Annotated in this window: 17 protein-coding genes and 4 pseudogenes; 12 read left to right on the forward strand and 9 right to left on the reverse strand. The window is 68.6% G+C overall.

What is annotated here, in order from left to right:
• The first annotated feature begins 89 nt into the window (after positions 1–89).
• The 7 genes from ATM97_RS17365 to ATM97_RS17390 all read left to right on the forward strand — a co-directional run bounded on the left by ATM97_RS17365 (position 90) and on the right by ATM97_RS17390 (position 4,323).
• Entirely contained in the window at positions 90–356 is a 267-nt protein-coding gene (locus ATM97_RS17365; RefSeq protein WP_218719077.1) for a hypothetical protein, read from the forward strand.
• Between the two features lie 40 nt (positions 357–396).
• On the forward strand, positions 397–690 hold the full coding sequence (locus ATM97_RS34440; RefSeq protein WP_255587947.1) for a hypothetical protein: 294 nt from the start codon (positions 397–399) through the stop codon (positions 688–690).
• The gene (locus ATM97_RS34790; protein WP_308248525.1) at positions 656–1,057 is read left to right on the forward strand and encodes a cold shock domain-containing protein; all 402 of its coding nucleotides are present in this window, start codon (positions 656–658) and stop codon (positions 1,055–1,057) included. Before ATM97_RS34440 ends, ATM97_RS34790 begins: the two co-directional genes overlap by 35 nt.
• A gap of 513 nt (positions 1,058–1,570) precedes the next feature.
• Positions 1,571–1,939, forward strand: coding sequence for a hypothetical protein (locus ATM97_RS17375; protein WP_218719079.1), 369 nt, complete (start codon positions 1,571–1,573; stop codon positions 1,937–1,939).
• A complete protein-coding gene (locus ATM97_RS17380) occupies positions 1,885–2,364 on the forward strand; it encodes a hypothetical protein (RefSeq protein WP_218719080.1) in 480 nt (159 codons plus the stop codon). The genes ATM97_RS17375 and ATM97_RS17380 overlap by 55 nt, the downstream gene beginning before the upstream one ends.
• Before the next feature lie 264 nt (positions 2,365–2,628).
• On the forward strand, positions 2,629–3,384 hold the full coding sequence (locus ATM97_RS17385) for a helix-turn-helix transcriptional regulator (RefSeq protein WP_218719081.1): 756 nt from the start codon (positions 2,629–2,631) through the stop codon (positions 3,382–3,384).
• A 66-nt stretch (positions 3,385–3,450) separates the two neighbouring features.
• Positions 3,451–4,323 carry an alpha/beta hydrolase gene (locus ATM97_RS17390; RefSeq protein WP_218719082.1) on the forward strand — a complete coding sequence of 291 codons (873 nt, stop codon included), beginning with the start codon at positions 3,451–3,453 and terminating at the stop codon, positions 4,321–4,323.
• Between the two features lie 12 nt (positions 4,324–4,335).
• Here ATM97_RS17390 and ATM97_RS17395 read toward each other — a convergent pair whose 3' ends face one another.
• Positions 4,336–4,815: a DUF6326 family protein gene (locus ATM97_RS17395; RefSeq protein WP_218719083.1), complete on the reverse strand. Its 480-nt coding sequence runs from the start codon at positions 4,813–4,815 to the stop codon at positions 4,336–4,338.
• A gap of 159 nt (positions 4,816–4,974) precedes the next feature.
• Between ATM97_RS17395 and ATM97_RS17400 the strand changes: the two genes are divergently transcribed.
• The 3 genes and pseudogenes from ATM97_RS17400 to ATM97_RS35025 form a co-directional block, all read left to right on the forward strand.
• Positions 4,975–6,114: a sensor histidine kinase gene (locus ATM97_RS17400; RefSeq protein WP_218719084.1), complete on the forward strand. Its 1,140-nt coding sequence runs from the start codon at positions 4,975–4,977 to the stop codon at positions 6,112–6,114.
• Complete coding sequence (locus ATM97_RS17405; protein ID WP_218719085.1) at positions 6,111–6,767, forward strand: response regulator transcription factor; 657 nt, start codon at positions 6,111–6,113, stop codon at positions 6,765–6,767. The genes ATM97_RS17400 and ATM97_RS17405 overlap by 4 nt, the downstream gene beginning before the upstream one ends.
• Positions 6,768–7,079: 312 nt before the next feature.
• Positions 7,080–7,586 (forward strand): annotated as a pseudogene (locus ATM97_RS35025) (type II CAAX prenyl endopeptidase Rce1 family protein); the annotation flags it as partial.
• A 109-nt stretch (positions 7,587–7,695) separates the two neighbouring features.
• Here the strand turns inward: ATM97_RS35025 and ATM97_RS17415 are convergent.
• Positions 7,696–8,805, reverse strand: a pseudogene (locus tag ATM97_RS17415) (epoxide hydrolase family protein); the annotation flags it as partial.
• On the opposite strand from ATM97_RS17415, the pseudogene ATM97_RS17420 reads away from it, so the two are divergent.
• Positions 8,796–8,948: pseudogene (locus tag ATM97_RS17420) on the forward strand (CGNR zinc finger domain-containing protein); the annotation flags it as partial. The pseudogenes ATM97_RS17415 and ATM97_RS17420 overlap by 10 nt on opposite strands.
• A 52-nt stretch (positions 8,949–9,000) precedes the next feature.
• Here the strand turns inward: ATM97_RS17420 and ATM97_RS17425 are convergent.
• From ATM97_RS17425 to ATM97_RS17440, 5 genes and pseudogenes are all read right to left on the reverse strand, one after another.
• Complete coding sequence (locus ATM97_RS17425; protein ID WP_218719086.1) at positions 9,001–9,822, reverse strand: YceI family protein; 822 nt, start codon at positions 9,820–9,822, stop codon at positions 9,001–9,003.
• On the reverse strand, positions 9,819–10,724 hold the full coding sequence (locus tag ATM97_RS34450) for a carboxypeptidase-like regulatory domain-containing protein (protein WP_308248534.1): 906 nt from the start codon (positions 10,722–10,724) through the stop codon (positions 9,819–9,821). The genes ATM97_RS17425 and ATM97_RS34450 overlap by 4 nt, the downstream gene beginning before the upstream one ends.
• A 131-nt stretch (positions 10,725–10,855) precedes the next feature.
• Positions 10,856–12,350, reverse strand: a pseudogene (locus ATM97_RS34455) (MDR family MFS transporter); the annotation flags it as partial.
• A gap of 37 nt (positions 12,351–12,387) precedes the next feature.
• Positions 12,388–12,885: a MarR family winged helix-turn-helix transcriptional regulator gene (locus tag ATM97_RS17435; protein ID WP_218719088.1), complete on the reverse strand. Its 498-nt coding sequence runs from the start codon at positions 12,883–12,885 to the stop codon at positions 12,388–12,390.
• 67 nt (positions 12,886–12,952) lie between these two features.
• Positions 12,953–14,425, reverse strand: a complete 1,473-nt coding sequence (locus tag ATM97_RS17440; protein WP_218719089.1) for an FAD/NAD(P)-binding protein — start codon at positions 14,423–14,425, stop codon at positions 12,953–12,955.
• A gap of 167 nt (positions 14,426–14,592) precedes the next feature.
• Between ATM97_RS17440 and ATM97_RS34795 the strand changes: the two genes are divergently transcribed.
• A complete protein-coding gene (locus tag ATM97_RS34795) occupies positions 14,593–15,711 on the forward strand; it encodes a helix-turn-helix transcriptional regulator (RefSeq protein ID WP_218719090.1) in 1,119 nt (372 codons plus the stop codon).
• Between the two features lie 55 nt (positions 15,712–15,766).
• Here ATM97_RS34795 and ATM97_RS17450 read toward each other — a convergent pair whose 3' ends face one another.
• Positions 15,767–16,282, reverse strand: a complete 516-nt coding sequence (locus tag ATM97_RS17450) for an OsmC family protein (protein ID WP_218719091.1) — start codon at positions 16,280–16,282, stop codon at positions 15,767–15,769.
• 175 nt (positions 16,283–16,457) lie between these two features.
• Entirely contained in the window at positions 16,458–16,706 is a 249-nt protein-coding gene (locus ATM97_RS17455) for a phage tail protein (RefSeq protein ID WP_218719092.1), read from the reverse strand.
• Positions 16,707–16,793: the final 87 nt, after the last annotated feature.

Below are 16,793 nucleotides of genomic sequence, written 5' to 3' on the forward strand. Positions count from 1 at the left end.
GCGGAGAAGGCCAAGCCCCGCAAGATCGAGATCTCTCGCGAGAGCGAACTCCAGGCCATCGACGCCTGAGCCGGGGGTGGAGGTCGACGATGTCAGCCTCGATCATCACCAGCGGCAACGACACCGGCCGCGGGCGGGCGTGGTGGTACGACACCGAGCTGGTGGCCCTCGATCCCGACTACGCGGCCCTGGTCGCCGAGATCGACGCCATCGGCGCCCGAGTGCGAGGGTGTCCGCCCTGCGTGGGTGACTCGCCCGGGTTCCGCCCGAGGTCCCCGGCGCCGAGGCTGCGATCAAGCCGGTGGCCGACGACACGGGTGGCGCCCACCCAGCGCAGTCCTCCGCCGTTGGAGTAGCCGCTGGTTTCGAGCCGACCCTGTTCTCGACGAGGAGGTGATGGGTATCGACCGATTCCCGAAGAACTCTTCCAATGAGCTCGATCCGACTCCCCTCGAGTCCGGTGGCCGAACCCTGGCGGGGGTTCGGCCACCGGCTCCGGTCCCGTCCGATGTCTTACCGAAGGCATTCCGGGCCGACCTCGCCGACGGCCGCGAGTTGGGCCCGGATGTCACCGCGGTGTACGCAGGCGAATCCGCCAGCGTTATCGACGCCGCTGATCTGTTCGACCGTATCGACCAAGCATGGAGCGTTCCCTGTGCCGACGACGACCTCTCTTGCCTCGCCTACTGATCCGCATACCCCTCCGGACCCGCACCGGCACCCCGGTACCGACGCCATCGCCTGGCAGCCCGGCCGAGTCGACTGGTTCGATGCCGAGAAGGGGTTCGGGTTCCTGACTCCCGACCACGGCGGACCGGCGGTGTTCTGCGACTACACCGCCATCGACACCCCCGGCTACAAGACACTGCACGCCGGGCAGCGCGTGATCTTCACCGCGACCGACACCGGTCGCGGCCCCGAGGCCGTCCGGATCCTGACCTACGACGAGCCTGCCACCGACATCGACGCCATCGCGTCGACTCCGCTGCCGCGGACCGGCGCGCGGCAGCTGTCGTGGTCACGCCGGACCCGCTGCCGACGAGCACTGGCCGCCTGACCCCTATCCGATTGCGGTGCGACATGCCACCGCCCACCCGGTCACGATGACTGCAAGGTCGCAGTGTCGAAACCTGTCGGCGGCGCTCGGTCGAGCTCAGGTATCGGCCCGGGACGTCACCCCGCGTAGCGACCCCCGGCAGTGGAGTAAATCTGCTGTGATGAGTGTAGACATTATCGAGGCGGGGATATATAGTCGCTGACGTTCCAGTGGAGAAATCAGATGGCCGGGCAGGCGAACTGCCCGGGATGACAGTTCGACCGTCCCCTCCGGCGGAGAAGAGAATCCGGTGCACTCGGCCGGACCGCCGGAGGGGGTGAAGACCGTAAGACACCGCAGGTAGAACCGACGAAATTGGAGGTGGTGGCCACTGCACAGTCATTTGCCAGTCCCGCATCCCGGGAGTTGTCGGATGCGGTGTCTCAGATCGGCCCTTACGGCCGTCGAACTCATGTGAAACCAATCCCTCAGTCGTACATCAAGGCCCCGGCGCCAGCGCGCCGGGGCCTTCCGGTGTCGAACCCGAGACGCTTCGTGCGGCACCCGAACACCGACCCCATCAACCGACCCGGCACCGCGGACAAACTCGACGACGACACCTACCCGACATTGCTGACCGAGGACGGCCAGCAACTGCTGCGCGGTTTCCAGTCCCGTTGCGTCATCACCCTCGCCCCGTCAGGAGCCCTGTTCGCGGGCAACGCCGCTCACGCCTGGACGCCGCTGACTCGTCCGCCGACCTCGGCGGTCGGACTGATGTTCGGCGCCGTGGCGCACAGGCACGGGTGGCCTGCGTGGTCGGTGGAACGGGACGGCTGGCCGACGGCATGGCCGGTGTGCTGCGCGCACTGGGCGGTCGCATCGAAACCCGTTGTGCCATAGGGGAAGTACACCAACTGACCGGTTTCGATTACGTGATGTTCGATACCGGTCCACAGTTGCCGCTGCGGCTCCTCGGCCATCGCCCGCCGGGGCGTGTACGGCGCGCTACGCCGACATCGCTACGGCGCGGCGGCCTTCAAGGTCGACATAGCTTACGTATCGCCGCCATCCACGTCAGCACTCCGCGGGAGCTGCAGCGCTCGAACCCGACCTATGTCGGCGGGGACATCAACTGCGGAGCCCTCGATCTGGTGAATCTCATCGCTCGCCCGAGGCTTTCGCTGGATCCGTACTGGCTCGGTGTCGACGGCCATCGCCTGTGCTCCTCCTCGACACCGTCCGGTACCGGGGTGCACGGCATGTGTGGACATCTCGCCGCGCTGTCGGCGCTTCGCCGCGACGGTCACGCCCCACGTCGGCGGTGACACCGTCACGGCGGGGCTCCGGTTGCTGGGGGCAGGCGTTCGGCTGCTGAATGGGTGTCGACACCGCCCTGGTCACCATGGTGCTGCCCAAGGCCGACGACGCTGCCCAGGAGGTGGGCGTGCTGACGCTCGCCAGCGCGGGGCGGCTCGCCGGGCAATCACGTCGGCACACCGAACGGTCGCGTAGCTGTCCACGGTGCCATGCACGGCCTGCCGGTTCGTGGCGGTGGTCGCCGTGCGCCCGTGCCGCGTATATTTCAGGCGATGCACGCGTCGGACGAGCGACAGCCATTGATCTCGCGGTGGTCCGGCATCGGGCGCTTGCGTCCCGGTGTGCTCGAGATCGAGGGTCCGTTGGGAAGTCTGCCCGCTCATTCGCACCACTCGGTGCAGGTGGCCGTCGCCCATCAGGGGACGTTCGTCGTCGAGGATCCCCAGGGCCGTCAGCGGCGGACCACCGCGGCGATCGTTCCCGCCGATCAGTCGCACGCGTTAAGCGCCGTCGACGCCTGGGGCGTCGTGGCGCACGTCGAGCCCGAGTCTTGTCTGGGCGCCGAGCTGATCGCGCTGGTCGACGACCCGTCCCACGCTCGCGCCTGGGAGCACGCGGGACAGACCCTGACCGCGGGGCACAGCGCGTATGTGGACGGGCGTCTGCGCTCTCCCGGAAACACCTCGCACTCGCTTCATCCGGGAGTCGCCGCCGCGCGCACCCGTCTTCAGACCGAACTGGACTCACGACCCCTGCGGCTTCGCGACCTCGCCGCGAGCGTTCATCTGTCGGAGAGCAGACTGGCCCACCTCTTCGCCCAGGAGCTCGGAATCACCTTCCGGGCTTACGTGCGATGGCTCCGGCTGCTCCGGGCGACCGCGGCGGTCGCGCAGGGCCGGACGCTCACCGACGCGGCTCACCTGGCCGGGTTCACCGACAGCTCCCACCTCACGAGGACGTGTCGCCGCACCTTCGGCGGCCCGCCCACCGCGTTCGGCACGATCCGTTGGGAGATCCTGCCGATCTAGCAGGTTGGTCCAATCCTGGAGCAAGGGGAAGCGGCGAGGCTCGAGCAGACCGGAAAGGAACTGCTCGTGAACAACGCACCCATCGTCGACTCCTTTACGCCGGACGGCGTCGGCCCCCGACTCACCTCGCACCGCTGGGCCCCGAGCGGGCCTGCGCGGGCCAGTGTCGTCCTCTTGCACGGTCTCGGCGAGCACGCCGCCCGCTACGACCGCACGGCTCGATCGTTCACCGCGGTCGGCTTCTCCGTGCTTGCCATGGACTACGAAGGATTCGGGCGATCCGAAGGACGCCGCGGCGACGTCCGATACCAGTCGACGGCGCGGGCCGTGGACCATCTGATCGCCCACGAGCGCAGGCGAACGGGCGGCGCGCCGGTCGTGCTGTACGGCCACAGCCTGGGCGGGCTCTACGCGTTCCTCTACGCGGCGGACCGGCCGGGGACGGACGTGGCCGCGGTCGTGGCGACCGGACCCGCTTTCGACTCGGAGCTGCGGAAGCAGCGTCTCAAGCTGGCTGTGGTCAGGAGCCTCGGACGCACCTTCGCCACCCTGACATTGCCGAACGGGCTGCGGTTCGAGCGTGTCAATCGCGACCCCGACGTCGTCGCCGAACGGCACGCCGACCCCTTGGTTCATGGGCGGGCGACGGCACGCTTCGCGATCGACGTCGTGGCACAGATGGATCGCGTGGCATCGGCTGCCACCCGAGTCGCCGTACCGCTCCTCGTGGTTCACGGCGACGCCGATCTGATCAATCCGCTCTCCGCCAGCCGCCGGGTGGTCGACCGCGTGCCATCGGCGACGCTGATGACCTGTCCGGGCGTCTACCACGGGGTGGAGGATGAACCAGAGGGGCCGGCCATCCTGGCCGACGTCATCGCATGGGTCGACCGGACGCTCGGCGGCGGGAAGTCCGACGCCGAGCGTCATCCCGGGTGACCCCGAGACAGTTCACGCTTGCTGCTGCGCGCGAACGGTTTCGGGGTCCGGGCTGGTCGTCGAAGGTACGGTGCGGGGCCAGCTCCAGGCGTACCGCAGGATGAGGCCGAGAAGGATCAGTTCCAAGACGATGCCGAGGCCGTAGAAGTACAGCCAGGACGCGCCCACCACGTTGAACACCGTGACGGGGACGTAGAGCGAAGCCACGACGAGGTTCGCGACGCGGTTCACCCCGGCGGGCAGCGTCATCGACAGCACGACCATGAAGATCGGGACGGCCAGGAGAGTCAGCGCCGAGGTCGAAAAGGTCTGGGAGAGAGCGAACTCGAAGACCCTGCCGTCGAGGATGTCCTGCACGACGCCGGGCGTGAAGAAGTTGAGGATGTCCACGTAGGCGTACAGGAACATGAAGCTCGTCCACGCGGCGGCGAGCTTGGCTCGCACCGGCATCGGCTGGGCGTCCAGGGTGGTGGTGGGTTGCGGTGTTCTCATCATGGGCTCCGTTGTGGGACGGGTAGGTAGGTCCACGATCGCTGAGCCCGGCGCCGGGCACACCGGCCCGGAGGCCGGAGTTCACCTGGCCGATGGCATGGTCTCCGTCTCGTTCTTTCGGCGGATACGCCGAGGCACTCCGATCCCTAGGCTGGAGCCGTGGTCACCGTCCGTCGCTCCCTCTGGCATGAGCCGCGGCCCGGAGACGCCCCGCCCATCGGTCGTCTCGACTGGCTGCTGGTGGGGGTGTTCGCGGCCGCCACCCTGGTCGAACTCGCCCTTGCGCCGGGCTCTGCTTGGCGACCCCTTGTCGCGGTGCTCGCCCTGGGGCTGATGCCCGCCCTGCTCTGGCGGCGAATCCGCCCCCTGTCGGCCGCCCTGGTCGGGTGGGGCATCGCGGGGCTGCTCTCGATCCTGCAGCTGACGGCCGATGCCGGGGACCTCGCCCGCTATTCCATGATGGCCGTCTTGATCCTCCTCTACTCGCTGGTGCGGTGGGGTTCGGGACGGGAGATCGTCGTGGGCACGGCGTTCGTGGCAGTCGTCGTCGCGCTGGGGATGTACGCCTCCTCCGCGGGCTTGGCCGATGTTTTCGGCGGAACCGTCCTCGTGCTGTTGTTCGTCGCCCTGGCGGCGGTGTTCCGCTACCGCGCGGACCTCTGGCATCGCCAACAGCGCGAGATCCGCAATCAGGAGCGGGTGGCGCTGGCGCGCGAGCTGCACGACACCGTTGCCCACCACGTCTCGGCCATCGCGGTGCAAGCACAGGCCGGTGGCGTGGTCGCCGCCGTGCAGCCGGAGAAGGCCGTCGAGATCCTGGCCGCGATAGAGTCCGAAGCGTCGCGAACTCTGGCAGAGATGAGGTCCATGGTGCGGGTGCTGCGTGCAGACGAAGCCGTCGCCTACGCACCGCAGCTGGGTGTCGCGGACCTGCCTGCGCTGGCGCGCGCCGACGCGACGCTCACCGTCGAGGTCTCGCTGGACGGTTCGTCGACCCGGCTGGCACGTCCCGTGGACGCCGCGCTCTACCGGCTCGCGCAGGAGTCGCTGACCAATGCCGCACGGCACGCCCGGAGCGCGACCCGCGTCGCGATCGACGTCCGCCGCGACGGCGACACCGTCAAGCTGCGGGTCAGCGACGATGGACAGACCGCGCCGGGGCCGGTCCCGGCACCTGGATTCGGTCTGCTGGGCATGGCCGAACGTGCCCAGCTCCTGGGCGGGTCGCTGTCCGCGGGGCCGGGGCGCGACGGTGGTTGGGTGGTCGAGGCGGTCCTGCCCGTGGACGCGCCGGCATGAGCATTCGTGTGGTCGTAGCCGACGACCAGGACTTGGTCCGGACCGGGCTGGTGATGATCCTCGGCGCGCAACCCGATCTCGAGGTCGTGGGGGAGGCGGCGGACGGGCTCGCAGCGCTCGACCTGGCGACTCGGCTGCGTCCCGATGTCCTGCTGGTCGACATCCGGATGCCCGGGCTCGACGGCGTCGAGGTGACGCGACGCCTCGCCGGGCCGGGCGTCCCGGACCCGATGGCGGTCGTCGTGATCACCACCTTCGACCTCGATGAGTACGTTCTCGGCGCCCTACGCGCCGGCGCCCGCGGCTTCCTGCTCAAAGACGCCGGGCCGGAGCTGCTCGTCCAGGCCATCCACGCGGCGGCCAACGGGGACGCCCTGATCGCCCCCAACGTCACCCGCCGGCTGCTGGCGACCTTCGCCGGCCAGGCGCCGGTGGTACCGGTCCAGCCCATCGACCCGCTCACCGAGCGCGAGGAGGAGGTGCTCGCGCTGGTGGCGCGCGGGCGGACCAACGCCGAGATCGCCATCGAGCTCTTCGTCGGCCTGAGCACGGTCAAGACCCACGTCGCCTCGTTGATGAGCAAGCTCGGCGCCCGCAACCGCGTCGAGATCGCGATGTGGGCATACGACACCAGACGCGGACGCGTCGATTAGCGGGTGCGGGGGACGCCGGGTAGGGGAGTCTTCAGGGTAGATTTCCGGGTCTTTCCAGGATTCGGTGAACGAAACCCGTTGCTACGGTCCGTGCATGAACCATGATGCGTGCTTTTCGACAACGAATTCTGTTCTGTACAGCCCGTTGTCGACGTCGACGCGAGGACTGGCAGGCAAGGATTCTGTCGCCGGCGGCAGCGGGCAGCCATGACAACAGTCCGTGCGCGCGGCAATTCGACCGGATCGACTTTCCCCGATGTCGCGTGGTTCTTCGGGATCGCGATCGTGCTGTGCTACACCCTGTCCGTCCCGATGGTCTTTCGGCTCGTCTCCACGGATCTCAACAACCTGATCGTTCCGATCCTGCAACTGACCCCGCTCCTCGCCGCGATCATCCTGTGGCTCGCCCGCCGACCCGGAACGTTCCGCGAGACGTTCGCCACCGGGTGGCGCGGCACACCCCGGTGGGCAGGCATCGGCATCGGCCTCATCGCCGCCATCGCCGCCATCCAGACGGGCATCGCGGTGGCATCGGGGATCTGGCCGCTCAACCCGCTCGACCAGATCTCGGCGGCGACGGTGTGGATCGTTCCGGTCTTCGTCCTGCAGTCGGTCTTCGCGATCGGAGAGGAGTTCGGCTGGCGCGGCTGGCTGGCGACTCGCGCCGCGTCCTGGGGATTCTGGCCGCTGGCCCTTGTCAGCGGTGCGGTCTGGATCGTCTGGCACCTGCCGGTGCTCGCCGTCGTCGGAGACCGCCCACCGTGGGATGTCGTCCTCTATTTCGCGGGCATGCTGCCCTGGGCGCCCCTGCTGCTCGCGCTTCGTTGGCGGTCGGGGAGTGTTTGGCCGGTAGTCATGACGCACGGAGCGATCAACAGCGTCCGGGTGTATCTGCTGCAATCGGTCCCCGATGCGACCGATCATCTGCTCATCGAAGCGATCGGCTGGGTGCTGACCCTCGCCGCCGCGGTGTGGCTGATGCGCACGAACCGGCGGCCAGTACTGCCGCCAGCCCTTCTCGCAGGTCCTCGACGAAGTACTCGGGAACCTCGAGCGAGGGGAAATGGCCCCCGGCCGCGGGCGTGGTCCATCGGACGATCTGCCGGTAGCGCTGCTGTGCCCAAGGGCGCGGGCACTTCTCGGTGTCGCGGGGGTACATGGTGAGAGCCGACGGGACCTCGACCCGGAGTTCGGGGTCCAGTGAGTCGTGGCTTTCGTAGTAGATGCGGGCAGCCGATGCGCCGGTTCGTGTCAGCCAATACAGGGTGACGTCGTCGAGGATGCGGTCGCGGGCAATGGTCTCGAACGGGCTGTCCTCGGTATCGCTCCACTCGGCGAATTTATCGAGGATCCAGGCGAGTAGTCCCACCGGTGAGTCGACGAGCGAGTAGCCGATGGTCTGCGGTCGGGTCGCCTGCTGTTTGGCGTAAGCCGCGCGGTGGCGCCAGAAGTCGCGGGTTTCCTCGGCCCACGCGCGCTCGGTCGCCGTCAGCCCCGCCGTGGTCATCCCGGGCGGTGCCTCCGCGAATGTCGTGTGGATGCCGAGAACCTGCGCCGGGAACCGGCCACCGAGAACAGTGGTGATATTGCCGCCCCAGTCGCCGCCGTGGGCCAGGAACTTGTCGTAGCCGAGTCTTCCCATCAGTTCCACCCATGCGGCCGCGATCTTCTCGGTGCCCCACCCAGTGGTGGCCGGCTTGTCGCTGTAACCGAAGCCCGGCAGCGAGGGAACCACGACGTGGAACGCTTCCGCGCCCGCGTCTTTCGGGTCCGTCAGCTCGTCTACGACATCGATGAACCGAGCGATGCTGTCCGGCCAGCCGTGCGTCAAGATCAGGGGAGTGGCGTCTGCCCGCGCGGAGCGGCGGTGCAGGAAATGGATACCCAGACCGTCGATGAGCGTGCGGAACTGGCCGATTCGGTTGAGGCGTTCTTCGAACGATCGCCAGTCGTACCCGGTGCGCCAGTAGTTCACTACCTCGACGAGGTCGGCCAGCGGCACACCCTGGTCCCATCGACGAGGGTCGGGTGCTGGGCGAGAGATTGGCCTTGTGCGCGGCGCCGACCTGCCGGGCTGCCTTCTTCGACACCAGCCGGAGCCGCACTCGAAAATGGTGCGATATGAACACCTGCGGGAATCGCGAGAAGAAGGCACGCTTCAACGCCAATCAGCGCAAATAGCCAGAGGTTGAACGCATTCGAGGGTGCGAACGGTAACGAGCCACCACCCGCCTCACATTGTGGGTAGTTGCTCGCCTCGGACGACCTCGATGTCGAGTTCGATCTTGACGGTGGTGCCGACGGCGGCCACTCCCGCGCGCACGACCGCGCTGTAGTCGATCGCGAAATCGTTGCGGTGCAACAGTGTTTCGGCGTGGAACGCCGCACGTACGCCGCCCCACGGATCTTCCCCGAAGCCGCCGTAGGTCACCGCGAGATCGATCGGGCGACGCTGTCCGTGCAGGGTCAGCTCGCCCGGCATCACCCAGGTGTCGGCACCGGTGCGGTGAAACCCGAGACCGGTGAACGTGATCGTCGGATAACTGTCGACATCGAGGAATTCCGGTGAGCGCAGGTGATCGTCACGCATCGAGACACCGGTGTCGATGCCCGCCGCTTTGATCTCGGCGTGCCCGGTGGACCGCTCGAACGGCTCGGCGATATCGAGCCGCCCGCTCACCTCCGCGAATCGGGCCTTGATGCTCGCGATACCGAGGTGGCGCGCGGTGGCGATCACCGTCGAATGCAGCGGATCGATCGTCCACGGTCCCGGCGGGGGCGAGGTCACCGTCCCCGCCGCGGGTGCCAGTACCACTTCACCGACCGCGCCTGTCCCGGTGGCGGAGATCTGCGCGATCCGCGCCACCGGTTCGAACCCGACCGCGGTGAGCACCGCGGTGTGCGTTCCCGCGGGCAAGGGGCCGGTGCACACCGCCCCGGTCTCGTCGGCCGCCGTGCGGGCGATCTGACGCCCCGACATGTCGGTTACCGTGAGCACCGCGTTCGGCACCGGCCAGCCCTCCGCTGTGCGGACGTGGCCGGTCAGCCCACTCATCGGCGGTCCTCGGGCTCGTAGCCGAGCCGCACGTCATGGGTGACCTCGGCACCGGACACGGTGACCTGATCCGTCACCGGCGGATACCCACGGGTGGTCACGGTGTACTGCCCTTCGAGCAGGTCGGGCACGACATAGCGGCCGTTTTCATCGGTGCGCACCGTTGCGGTCACCTCACCCGCGGCGTCGCGCACGCTGACCAGCGCGTCGGGCACGGCCCTGCCGTCGTCGGCCCGCGCGGATCCGGTGAGTACCGTCATCGCGGACAACTCGATGTCGTGGCGGAGCGCTCCGTCGGCGGGCACCGTCAAGGTGATCGCGCTGGGGCGCATGTGCTCGGCGGCCGCGACCAGGGTGTAGACACCCGCCACCACGCCGTGGCACGTGTAGGCTCCGTCGCCGCCCGTGACCGCGGCCCCGATCACCTCACCACGCAGGTCGGTCACGGTGATGGTGGCACCCGGCACGGCCGATCCGTGGTCGGCGGTACGGACGACTCCCGACAACTCACCGGAGCCCACCAGGCTCAGATCCAAGCGCTGGGGCCGCTCGCCGACCGACACCGTGACCGCGGTCGGCTGGTGTCCCATCGCCGACACGATCAACACGTAGCCGCCCGCCGTCGGCGCGCTGATCGCATAACCGCCATCGGTGGCGCTGCTCGCCCGCGCGACCTGACGGCCGCTCTGATCGATCAATGTCAGCACCGCCCCCGGCAGCGGCCGGCCGTCCTCGCGGCGGACGCGACCGTTCACCGTGCCGCTGTCCGTCCCGGACGCCGTGGCGGTGGGCAGAGCGGCCCGCGACGACACCTCGACCGCGGCGGCCCGATGACCGTTCTGTACGGCTGTCGCATGCCGCCCGGCCGCGGTGGTCGCCACCGGGTCCGCCTCGGACAGCACCCGCTCGGCGCCCTCCCAGACCCGCTCCCCGGGCTGGCTCGACTCGGCGAGTGCGGCCAGTTCGGCATCCAGAGCATCAGCCGCGTCATCTTGCGACGCAGGCGCTGTCGCTGTCGGATCGAGGGCCGGATCGATGTCGATCGTGTTGCGCAACGGGCGGTTCGGCAGCACGGCGGTCGCCAGGAGCGCGACGACCGCCGCCCCCGCGGCGATGAGGAAGATCCGGCCGGTCGCATCGCCGTAGGCGGCGCGCACGACCGTGACGATCGGTGCGGGCAGGGCGTGCAGATTCAGATTGCTGCCCCCCGAGGAACCGGTCGTCACGCCGAGCTCGGCGAAACCCTTCGCCGATAGCTCGCCCACCCGGGTGGCCAACACCGAACCCAATACCGAGACGCCGATCGCGCCGCCGAACGTGCGGAAGAACGCGACACTGCTGGACGCGGCGCCGATATTGTGCACGCTCACCGTGTTCTGCACGGCGAGCACCAGGTTCTGCATCATCATGCCGACGCCGAGCCCGACAACGGCGATGTAGGCACCCACCAGCCACAGATCGGTGGCGTGATCGATCGTCGAGAGCAGGCCGAACCCGACCACCAGCAACGCGGCGCCGGTGACGACGAACGACTTCCATTTCCCGAACCGGGTGATCAGCTGTCCCGAACCGGTCGACGCGACGAGCATGCCCAGCACCAGGGGGATGGTCAGCACGCCGGCCATGGTCGGCGAGTAGCCGCGCGCGGTCTGAAAGTACTGGCCCAGGAAGGTGGTCGACCCGAACATGCCGACACCGACCGCGATCGAGGCGATGATCGCCAGACCGGTGGTGCGCTCGGTGACGATCGACAGCGGGATGATCGGTGACTCGACGCGCGATTCGACCACGACGGTCGCGAGCAGCAGCAGCACTCCGGCACCGACATACAGGGCGGATTCGCGGGAGAACCAGTCGTAGTAGTCCGGCTTGCCGGCGAACGACACCCAGATGAGCAACACCGACACCCCCGCGGTCAGCAGGGCGGCGCCGAACCAGTCGATCGACACCCCCTCCTTGCGTTCGGTGGGCAACCGCAGGGTCCGCTGCAGCAGCACCAGCGCGACGACAGCCAGCGGCACACAGACGAAGAAGCACCAGCGCCAGCCCAGCGGGCTGTCGACGATGACGCCGCCGAGGATGGGCCCGCCCGACATCGACACCGCCATCACGGCGCCCATGTAGCCGGAATAGCGTCCGCGCTCCCGCGGCGAGACGATGGAGCCGATGATCGCGACGACGAGCGCGGTCAATCCGCCCATGCCGATGCCCTGGACGACGCGTGCCGCCAACAGGATCGGCACAGTGCTCGCGAAGCCCGCGATCACCGAACCGAGGACGAAGACGACGATGGCCGACTGGACCAGCAGCTTCTTGTTGAACAGATCGGCGAACTTGCCCCAGATCGGGGTGGACGCGGCATTGGCCAGCAGCGCCGTGGTGATGACCCAGGCGTACGCGGTCTGCGACCCCTCGAGGTCCCCGATGATCGTCGGCAGCGCGGTCGACACGATCGTGGTGCTGAGCAGCGCGGTGAACAGCGCCGCCAGCAGCCCGGTCATCGCCTCCAAGACCTGACGGTGCGTCATCACGGTGGGGGCGCGCCGAGTCTCCGTCTCGACTGAACTAGACATCCACTTCCTGACTTTCTGTCGAATCGGGTCGATGCTCACCCACACCGGTGCGGTGCGGAGCGGCCGCCAGTGAATTCCTCAGCTTCCGCACCACCGCGGTGGCCTCTTCGGCGTCGGCTTCGGTCCAATCGGCCAGCGCGGCGCGCAATCCCCGCGCCCGCGACTCTCGGACGCGCCGCAGCAGATCGCTTCCCTGATCGGTGATCCGGATGAGGGTGGCTCGGCCGTCGAGGGGATCGGCATGGCGGGCGATATTTCCGGAGTTCACCAGCTCGGCGACATGTCTGCTCAGGGTCGATTGACTGATGCACAAGTCCGCGGCCAGATCCACCTGTCGACACGGCCCCCGAGCCTCGAGCGAACCCAGCACCCCCACGCCTCCAGGAAGAAGGTCCCCTTCCTCGGGGTGGGAGAGCGCAGCGCGGATCGCCCGGCCCATGAAAAAGAGCTCCCTGATCAGGCTCTGAGCCGTATCGGGGGACACTGCCATGCCTACTCCCAGCCCTAGATATTTGCTTGCGGTATACAACTATATCTAGCTTACTTGTACTAAGCAACTAACTGGCCGCGGAGTCGATGAGGTGGTGGGCGAGGGCGGCACCTTCCATGGCCAGGCCGGGTGGGTTCGTGGCGATGAACATGGAGTCGGCGGCCAGATTGCCCAGGGCGTGCCAGGTGGGATCGGGTCGATCCGCGACCAGCAGTCGGCGGGTACCGGGTTCGACGCGCAGGCCGCCGGTGGCCGACGGTTCGGCTGCGCCGCCGGCGAGTAGCGCGCTGACGAGGGGCTCGGTCTCCCTCGGCGTGGTGTACGCGGGCGGGTTGACGGCGTTGACAACGACATCGGCGTGCCATTCGGCGTCGTCGTGGACGGTGAAACCGCCGCCGGGTCGAGCTTCGATCTCGCCGAGGCCGGAACGGAGCCGGAGTCGGCCCGAATCCAGCAGCCGCAGTAGGAGTTTCGCGTTGTGCGGCACCATCGGTGAACTCAGGCTGCTGATCGTACGGAAGTGCTCGGAGCGCAGCATGCTCCGGTCCGGCTCGGCCAGCAGCGGCCAGACGATCGGACCGAGCACACGGATCGCCATGGTGAGCAGGCGGCGTCCCTGATGCGGGTTGTCCAGCTCGGTCAGCTGACGGCGCAGCCGGGTCACGGGTTCCTCCACGGCGCGGATCTCGGTGGCGAACGACTCGAAATCCTGTCCCAGCTCGGCGAGTTCGGCGCGCATGAGCTCGACCAACTGGTGCAGGTGCACCACGCCGGCGGCGGCCAGCCGCAGCCCATTGGCCGGAGTGAGGTGTTTCGGTGCGAGCGGGAGTGGGCGCTGTTGCGCGAACGGGAGCACGCCGCTGCGAGAGAGAAGACTGATCGGTCCGGTGTGGTGGCCGGTCGTCAGCGCCGCGGCGATGTCGACCGCCGTCAGACCGCTACCGACCACCGCCACGTGCGCGTCGGCCGGTATCCCGGCGATCGTGGCGGCCAGGGGGTACGGCTCGTTGATGTAGCCGGGCGCACCGGTGAGCCCGTACTGGTCACGGGGACGCCCGCTCCCGACGCTGAGCACCGCGCGATCGACCGGATGACGGCCGCCGTTCGCGGTGTGCAAGACCGCTCGGCCGTCGCTCGCGCCGGGACGGGAGAAGCCGACGACCAGCGAATTCACCATGCTGACCTGCCAGCCGTTCCGGCGCAGTCGACCGATCGCGGCGTAGGCGGTCTGCTCCAGGTATTCGCCGTACACGCTACGGGGAACCAGCGGCTGACCTAGGCCCTCGTCGAGATACCGGGCCACTTCGCCCCGGTCCCGCAGCCACCGTTGGTAATGCGCGCGGTCGGTGGCGCGCACCGACATCAGCGCGGGCGGCGCGTTGACCCGGACCGCCTCGAGGTCCGGCTGGTACGGCCGGCCCCGCCACACCGCCGATGAGCCGTCGAACACGGTGATGGCGCCGGGCGCGCCCTCGATGGCCGCGAGTGCGTCGAGCAGCCCGACGGTCGCCGCGCCCGCACCGATAATGCCGAGATCCATTGTGTTCCTTCCGATCACTGAGACCGGACCAGCGTCGCCCGCCCGCCGCACGTGGAACATCCCTCGCTCGAGGGGTAGCGCCGTCGTGGGAATTTCACACGCGGTCGGTCGATTACCCCTCAGATGAGGGATGGCGGGCGCTTGTCCGGGACGGCAAGGTGGCGGGCATGGGTGTGACTGCGCTCGGGATGCGCCGACTGCTGGCTGGTATCGAGCAGGCGGCGGACGCGCACGCGCTGTTCGCCGAGACCTCGACGCGGTTACGCCGCATGATGCCGTTCGACGCCGCGGTCTGGGTGGCGACCGATCCGATCAACGGTCTTACCACCGCGCCCGTCCGGGTGGAGAACCTCCACGAAGGCGGCTGTGGCACCTATTGGGAATCAGAGCTCTTCTCCGAACATGTGAACCTTTTCCGGGATCTGGCGCGGGCGCCGGTTCCGGTCGCTGGTCTGCGCGCGGCGACCGGCGATGACCCGGGGCTGAGCTCGCTGTATCGAAATTTCATGTGTCCGCGCGGTTTCGACGACGAACTGCGCGCTGTGTTCCGCGTCGACGGGCAGTCATGGGGTCAGCTGAGCCTGTTCCGGGAACGCGGGCGAAAGCCGTTCCAGGACAGCGATATCGCGCTGTTGAGCGGGTTGTCCACGCCGATGGCCCGCCGGCTGCGCAGCTATGCCCAGCCACTCGGCCCCGGTGCGGCGGGGGGCGCGGCAGCTCCCGGCATGTTGCTGTTCGACCCGAAGGGGGGCCTGGTCTCGATCAACGACGAGGCCAGACACCTGCTCGCCCAGATGCCGGCCGGCCCTGCCACCACGACCGCGCAAGGTATCGAATTGCCGCTGCCCGTCTGGATTCTCAGCACCGCGGGCCGGGCCCGGATCACCGGCGAGAATTCCCGGATCCGCATCCGCGGCACGACCGGCCGTTGGCTGGTCTGCCACGCCTCCTGCCTACGCGACCTCGCCGGGGCGCCGGGAATGACAGCGCTGGTAATCGAGCCCGCCACGCCGTCGGAGGTGGCCTCGCTGGTGGTGGCCGCCTATGAACTCACCCGGCGCGAGCTCGACGTCACCGAACTGATCGCGCGTGGCCGGTCCACCGGCGAGATCGCGGCCACCTTGTTCCTGTCCGCCCACACCGTGCGCGACCACGTCAAAGCGATCTTCGACAAGGTCGGCGTCACCAGCCGGGGCGAGCTCGTCGCCACACTGTTCACCGACCACTACGCGCCACTCGCCGCTACCCGAACCGCGCGCGTGTTCGACGGGGAAAAGGGCGCCTAGCGGCGGATCAGCCGGATTCGCGTCGATCGAAGGGTAGCCAGCCTTCGCCGTTCGCTCACCCGGCACGCACTACCCGGATCGCCGGCGGATGTCGCAGGCTCTGGCCGACCACGCAATACCGTTCGGTGAGGTCGGCGAGTTTCGTCAGCGCGGCCGGGTCCACGTCGGACGAGGTCGTGACCGTGATCGTCACGGTGATCGGCGATATCCCGACGTCCGCGGTCCGGTCGATGCCGAGCGTGCCGGTGGCGTCGAAGGTGCCGGTGGCCTCGACCTCGGCGCCGGTGATGGGCAGCGCCATGGCGGTGGCGACGCTGCGGCAGGTCACTCCCGCGCAGGCGGCCAGCGCTTCGAGGAGCATGTCGCCCGAGCAGGCATCGGAACCGTCACCGCCGGTGGCCGGGTGCAGGCCGGCGCGCACCGGACCGGCGAAGGTCCGCACCGTGCAGGTGATACCGGGGTCGGCGAACGAACCGCCGCCGCGCAGGGGAGTGACCGCGGCCGCCGGGTCGTCTCGGTAGCGCTGTTTCACGCCAGCTTGCCGGGCTTTCAACTCCGCCGCCGTGGTCATCTGTCAAGCGTAGGCCGCCGCGACGGGCAGAGGCGCGCGCGCCGCGCTGAACCGTGGCCCTGGTACCGCGCGCGGTACCAGGTGCGTCAGGCCGGCTGCGACATCATGGGCATGCGCTGAAAGCGCGACACCCGACCCCTGAGCGACGGGGCCGGGTGCTCGACGCCCGCGCGGACTAGGTGCGTTGAGGGTAGATGCCCTCGGTGGCGATCGCGTAGTGCAGAGTGCCGCCCAACCCCTCGGCGGCGACCTTCAGGTTCGGCAGGGCGAAGGTTTCCCGACCGTCACCGCCGTAGGTGTTGCCGAGCAGGCTGAACAGGGCCTGGTAGTCGTTGATCTTCACGATCTGGCCCTCGCACGGAGCCCAACCCATCGGCGTCCAGGGATAGGGAAAGAGCGCGATCTGACCGAGAATCGGATCCATGTGCTGAAAAGTCCTCTCATGCAACTGATTTGACGAGATCGGACGACGGCCGACGACGCGGCCGCATCAGTTCTACAGCAGACCTCG

The organism is Nocardia sp. MH4, from assembly GCF_019266065.1.
Taxonomy (GTDB): Bacteria; Actinomycetota; Actinomycetes; order Mycobacteriales; family Mycobacteriaceae; genus Nocardia; species Nocardia canadensis.

What these genes read in the sequence shown, in the direction of transcription:
- ATM97_RS17365 (WP_218719077.1), top strand. Translation starts at nt 90, where the DNA reads ATGTCAGCCTCGATCATCACCAGCGGCAACGACACCGGCCGCGGGCGG.
- ATM97_RS34440 (WP_255587947.1), top strand. Translation starts at nt 397, where the DNA reads ATGGGTATCGACCGATTCCCGAAGAACTCTTCCAATGAGCTCGATCCG.
- ATM97_RS17380 (WP_218719080.1), top strand. Translation starts at nt 1,885, where the DNA reads ATGGCCGGTGTGCTGCGCGCACTGGGCGGTCGCATCGAAACCCGTTGT.
- ATM97_RS17385 (WP_218719081.1), top strand. Translation starts at nt 2,629, where the DNA reads ATGCACGCGTCGGACGAGCGACAGCCATTGATCTCGCGGTGGTCCGGC.
- ATM97_RS17395 (WP_218719083.1), bottom strand. Translation starts at nt 4,815, where the DNA reads ATGAGAACACCGCAACCCACCACCACCCTGGACGCCCAGCCGATGCCG.
- ATM97_RS17405 (WP_218719085.1), top strand. Translation starts at nt 6,111, where the DNA reads ATGAGCATTCGTGTGGTCGTAGCCGACGACCAGGACTTGGTCCGGACC.
- ATM97_RS17425 (WP_218719086.1), bottom strand. Translation starts at nt 9,822, where the DNA reads ATGAGTGGGCTGACCGGCCACGTCCGCACAGCGGAGGGCTGGCCGGTG.
- ATM97_RS17435 (WP_218719088.1), bottom strand. Translation starts at nt 12,885, where the DNA reads ATGGCAGTGTCCCCCGATACGGCTCAGAGCCTGATCAGGGAGCTCTTT.
- ATM97_RS17440 (WP_218719089.1), bottom strand. Translation starts at nt 14,425, where the DNA reads ATGGATCTCGGCATTATCGGTGCGGGCGCGGCGACCGTCGGGCTGCTC.
- ATM97_RS34795 (WP_218719090.1), top strand. Translation starts at nt 14,593, where the DNA reads ATGGGTGTGACTGCGCTCGGGATGCGCCGACTGCTGGCTGGTATCGAG.
- ATM97_RS17450 (WP_218719091.1), bottom strand. Translation starts at nt 16,282, where the DNA reads ATGACCACGGCGGCGGAGTTGAAAGCCCGGCAAGCTGGCGTGAAACAG.
- ATM97_RS17455 (WP_218719092.1), bottom strand. Translation starts at nt 16,706, where the DNA reads ATGGATCCGATTCTCGGTCAGATCGCGCTCTTTCCCTATCCCTGGACG.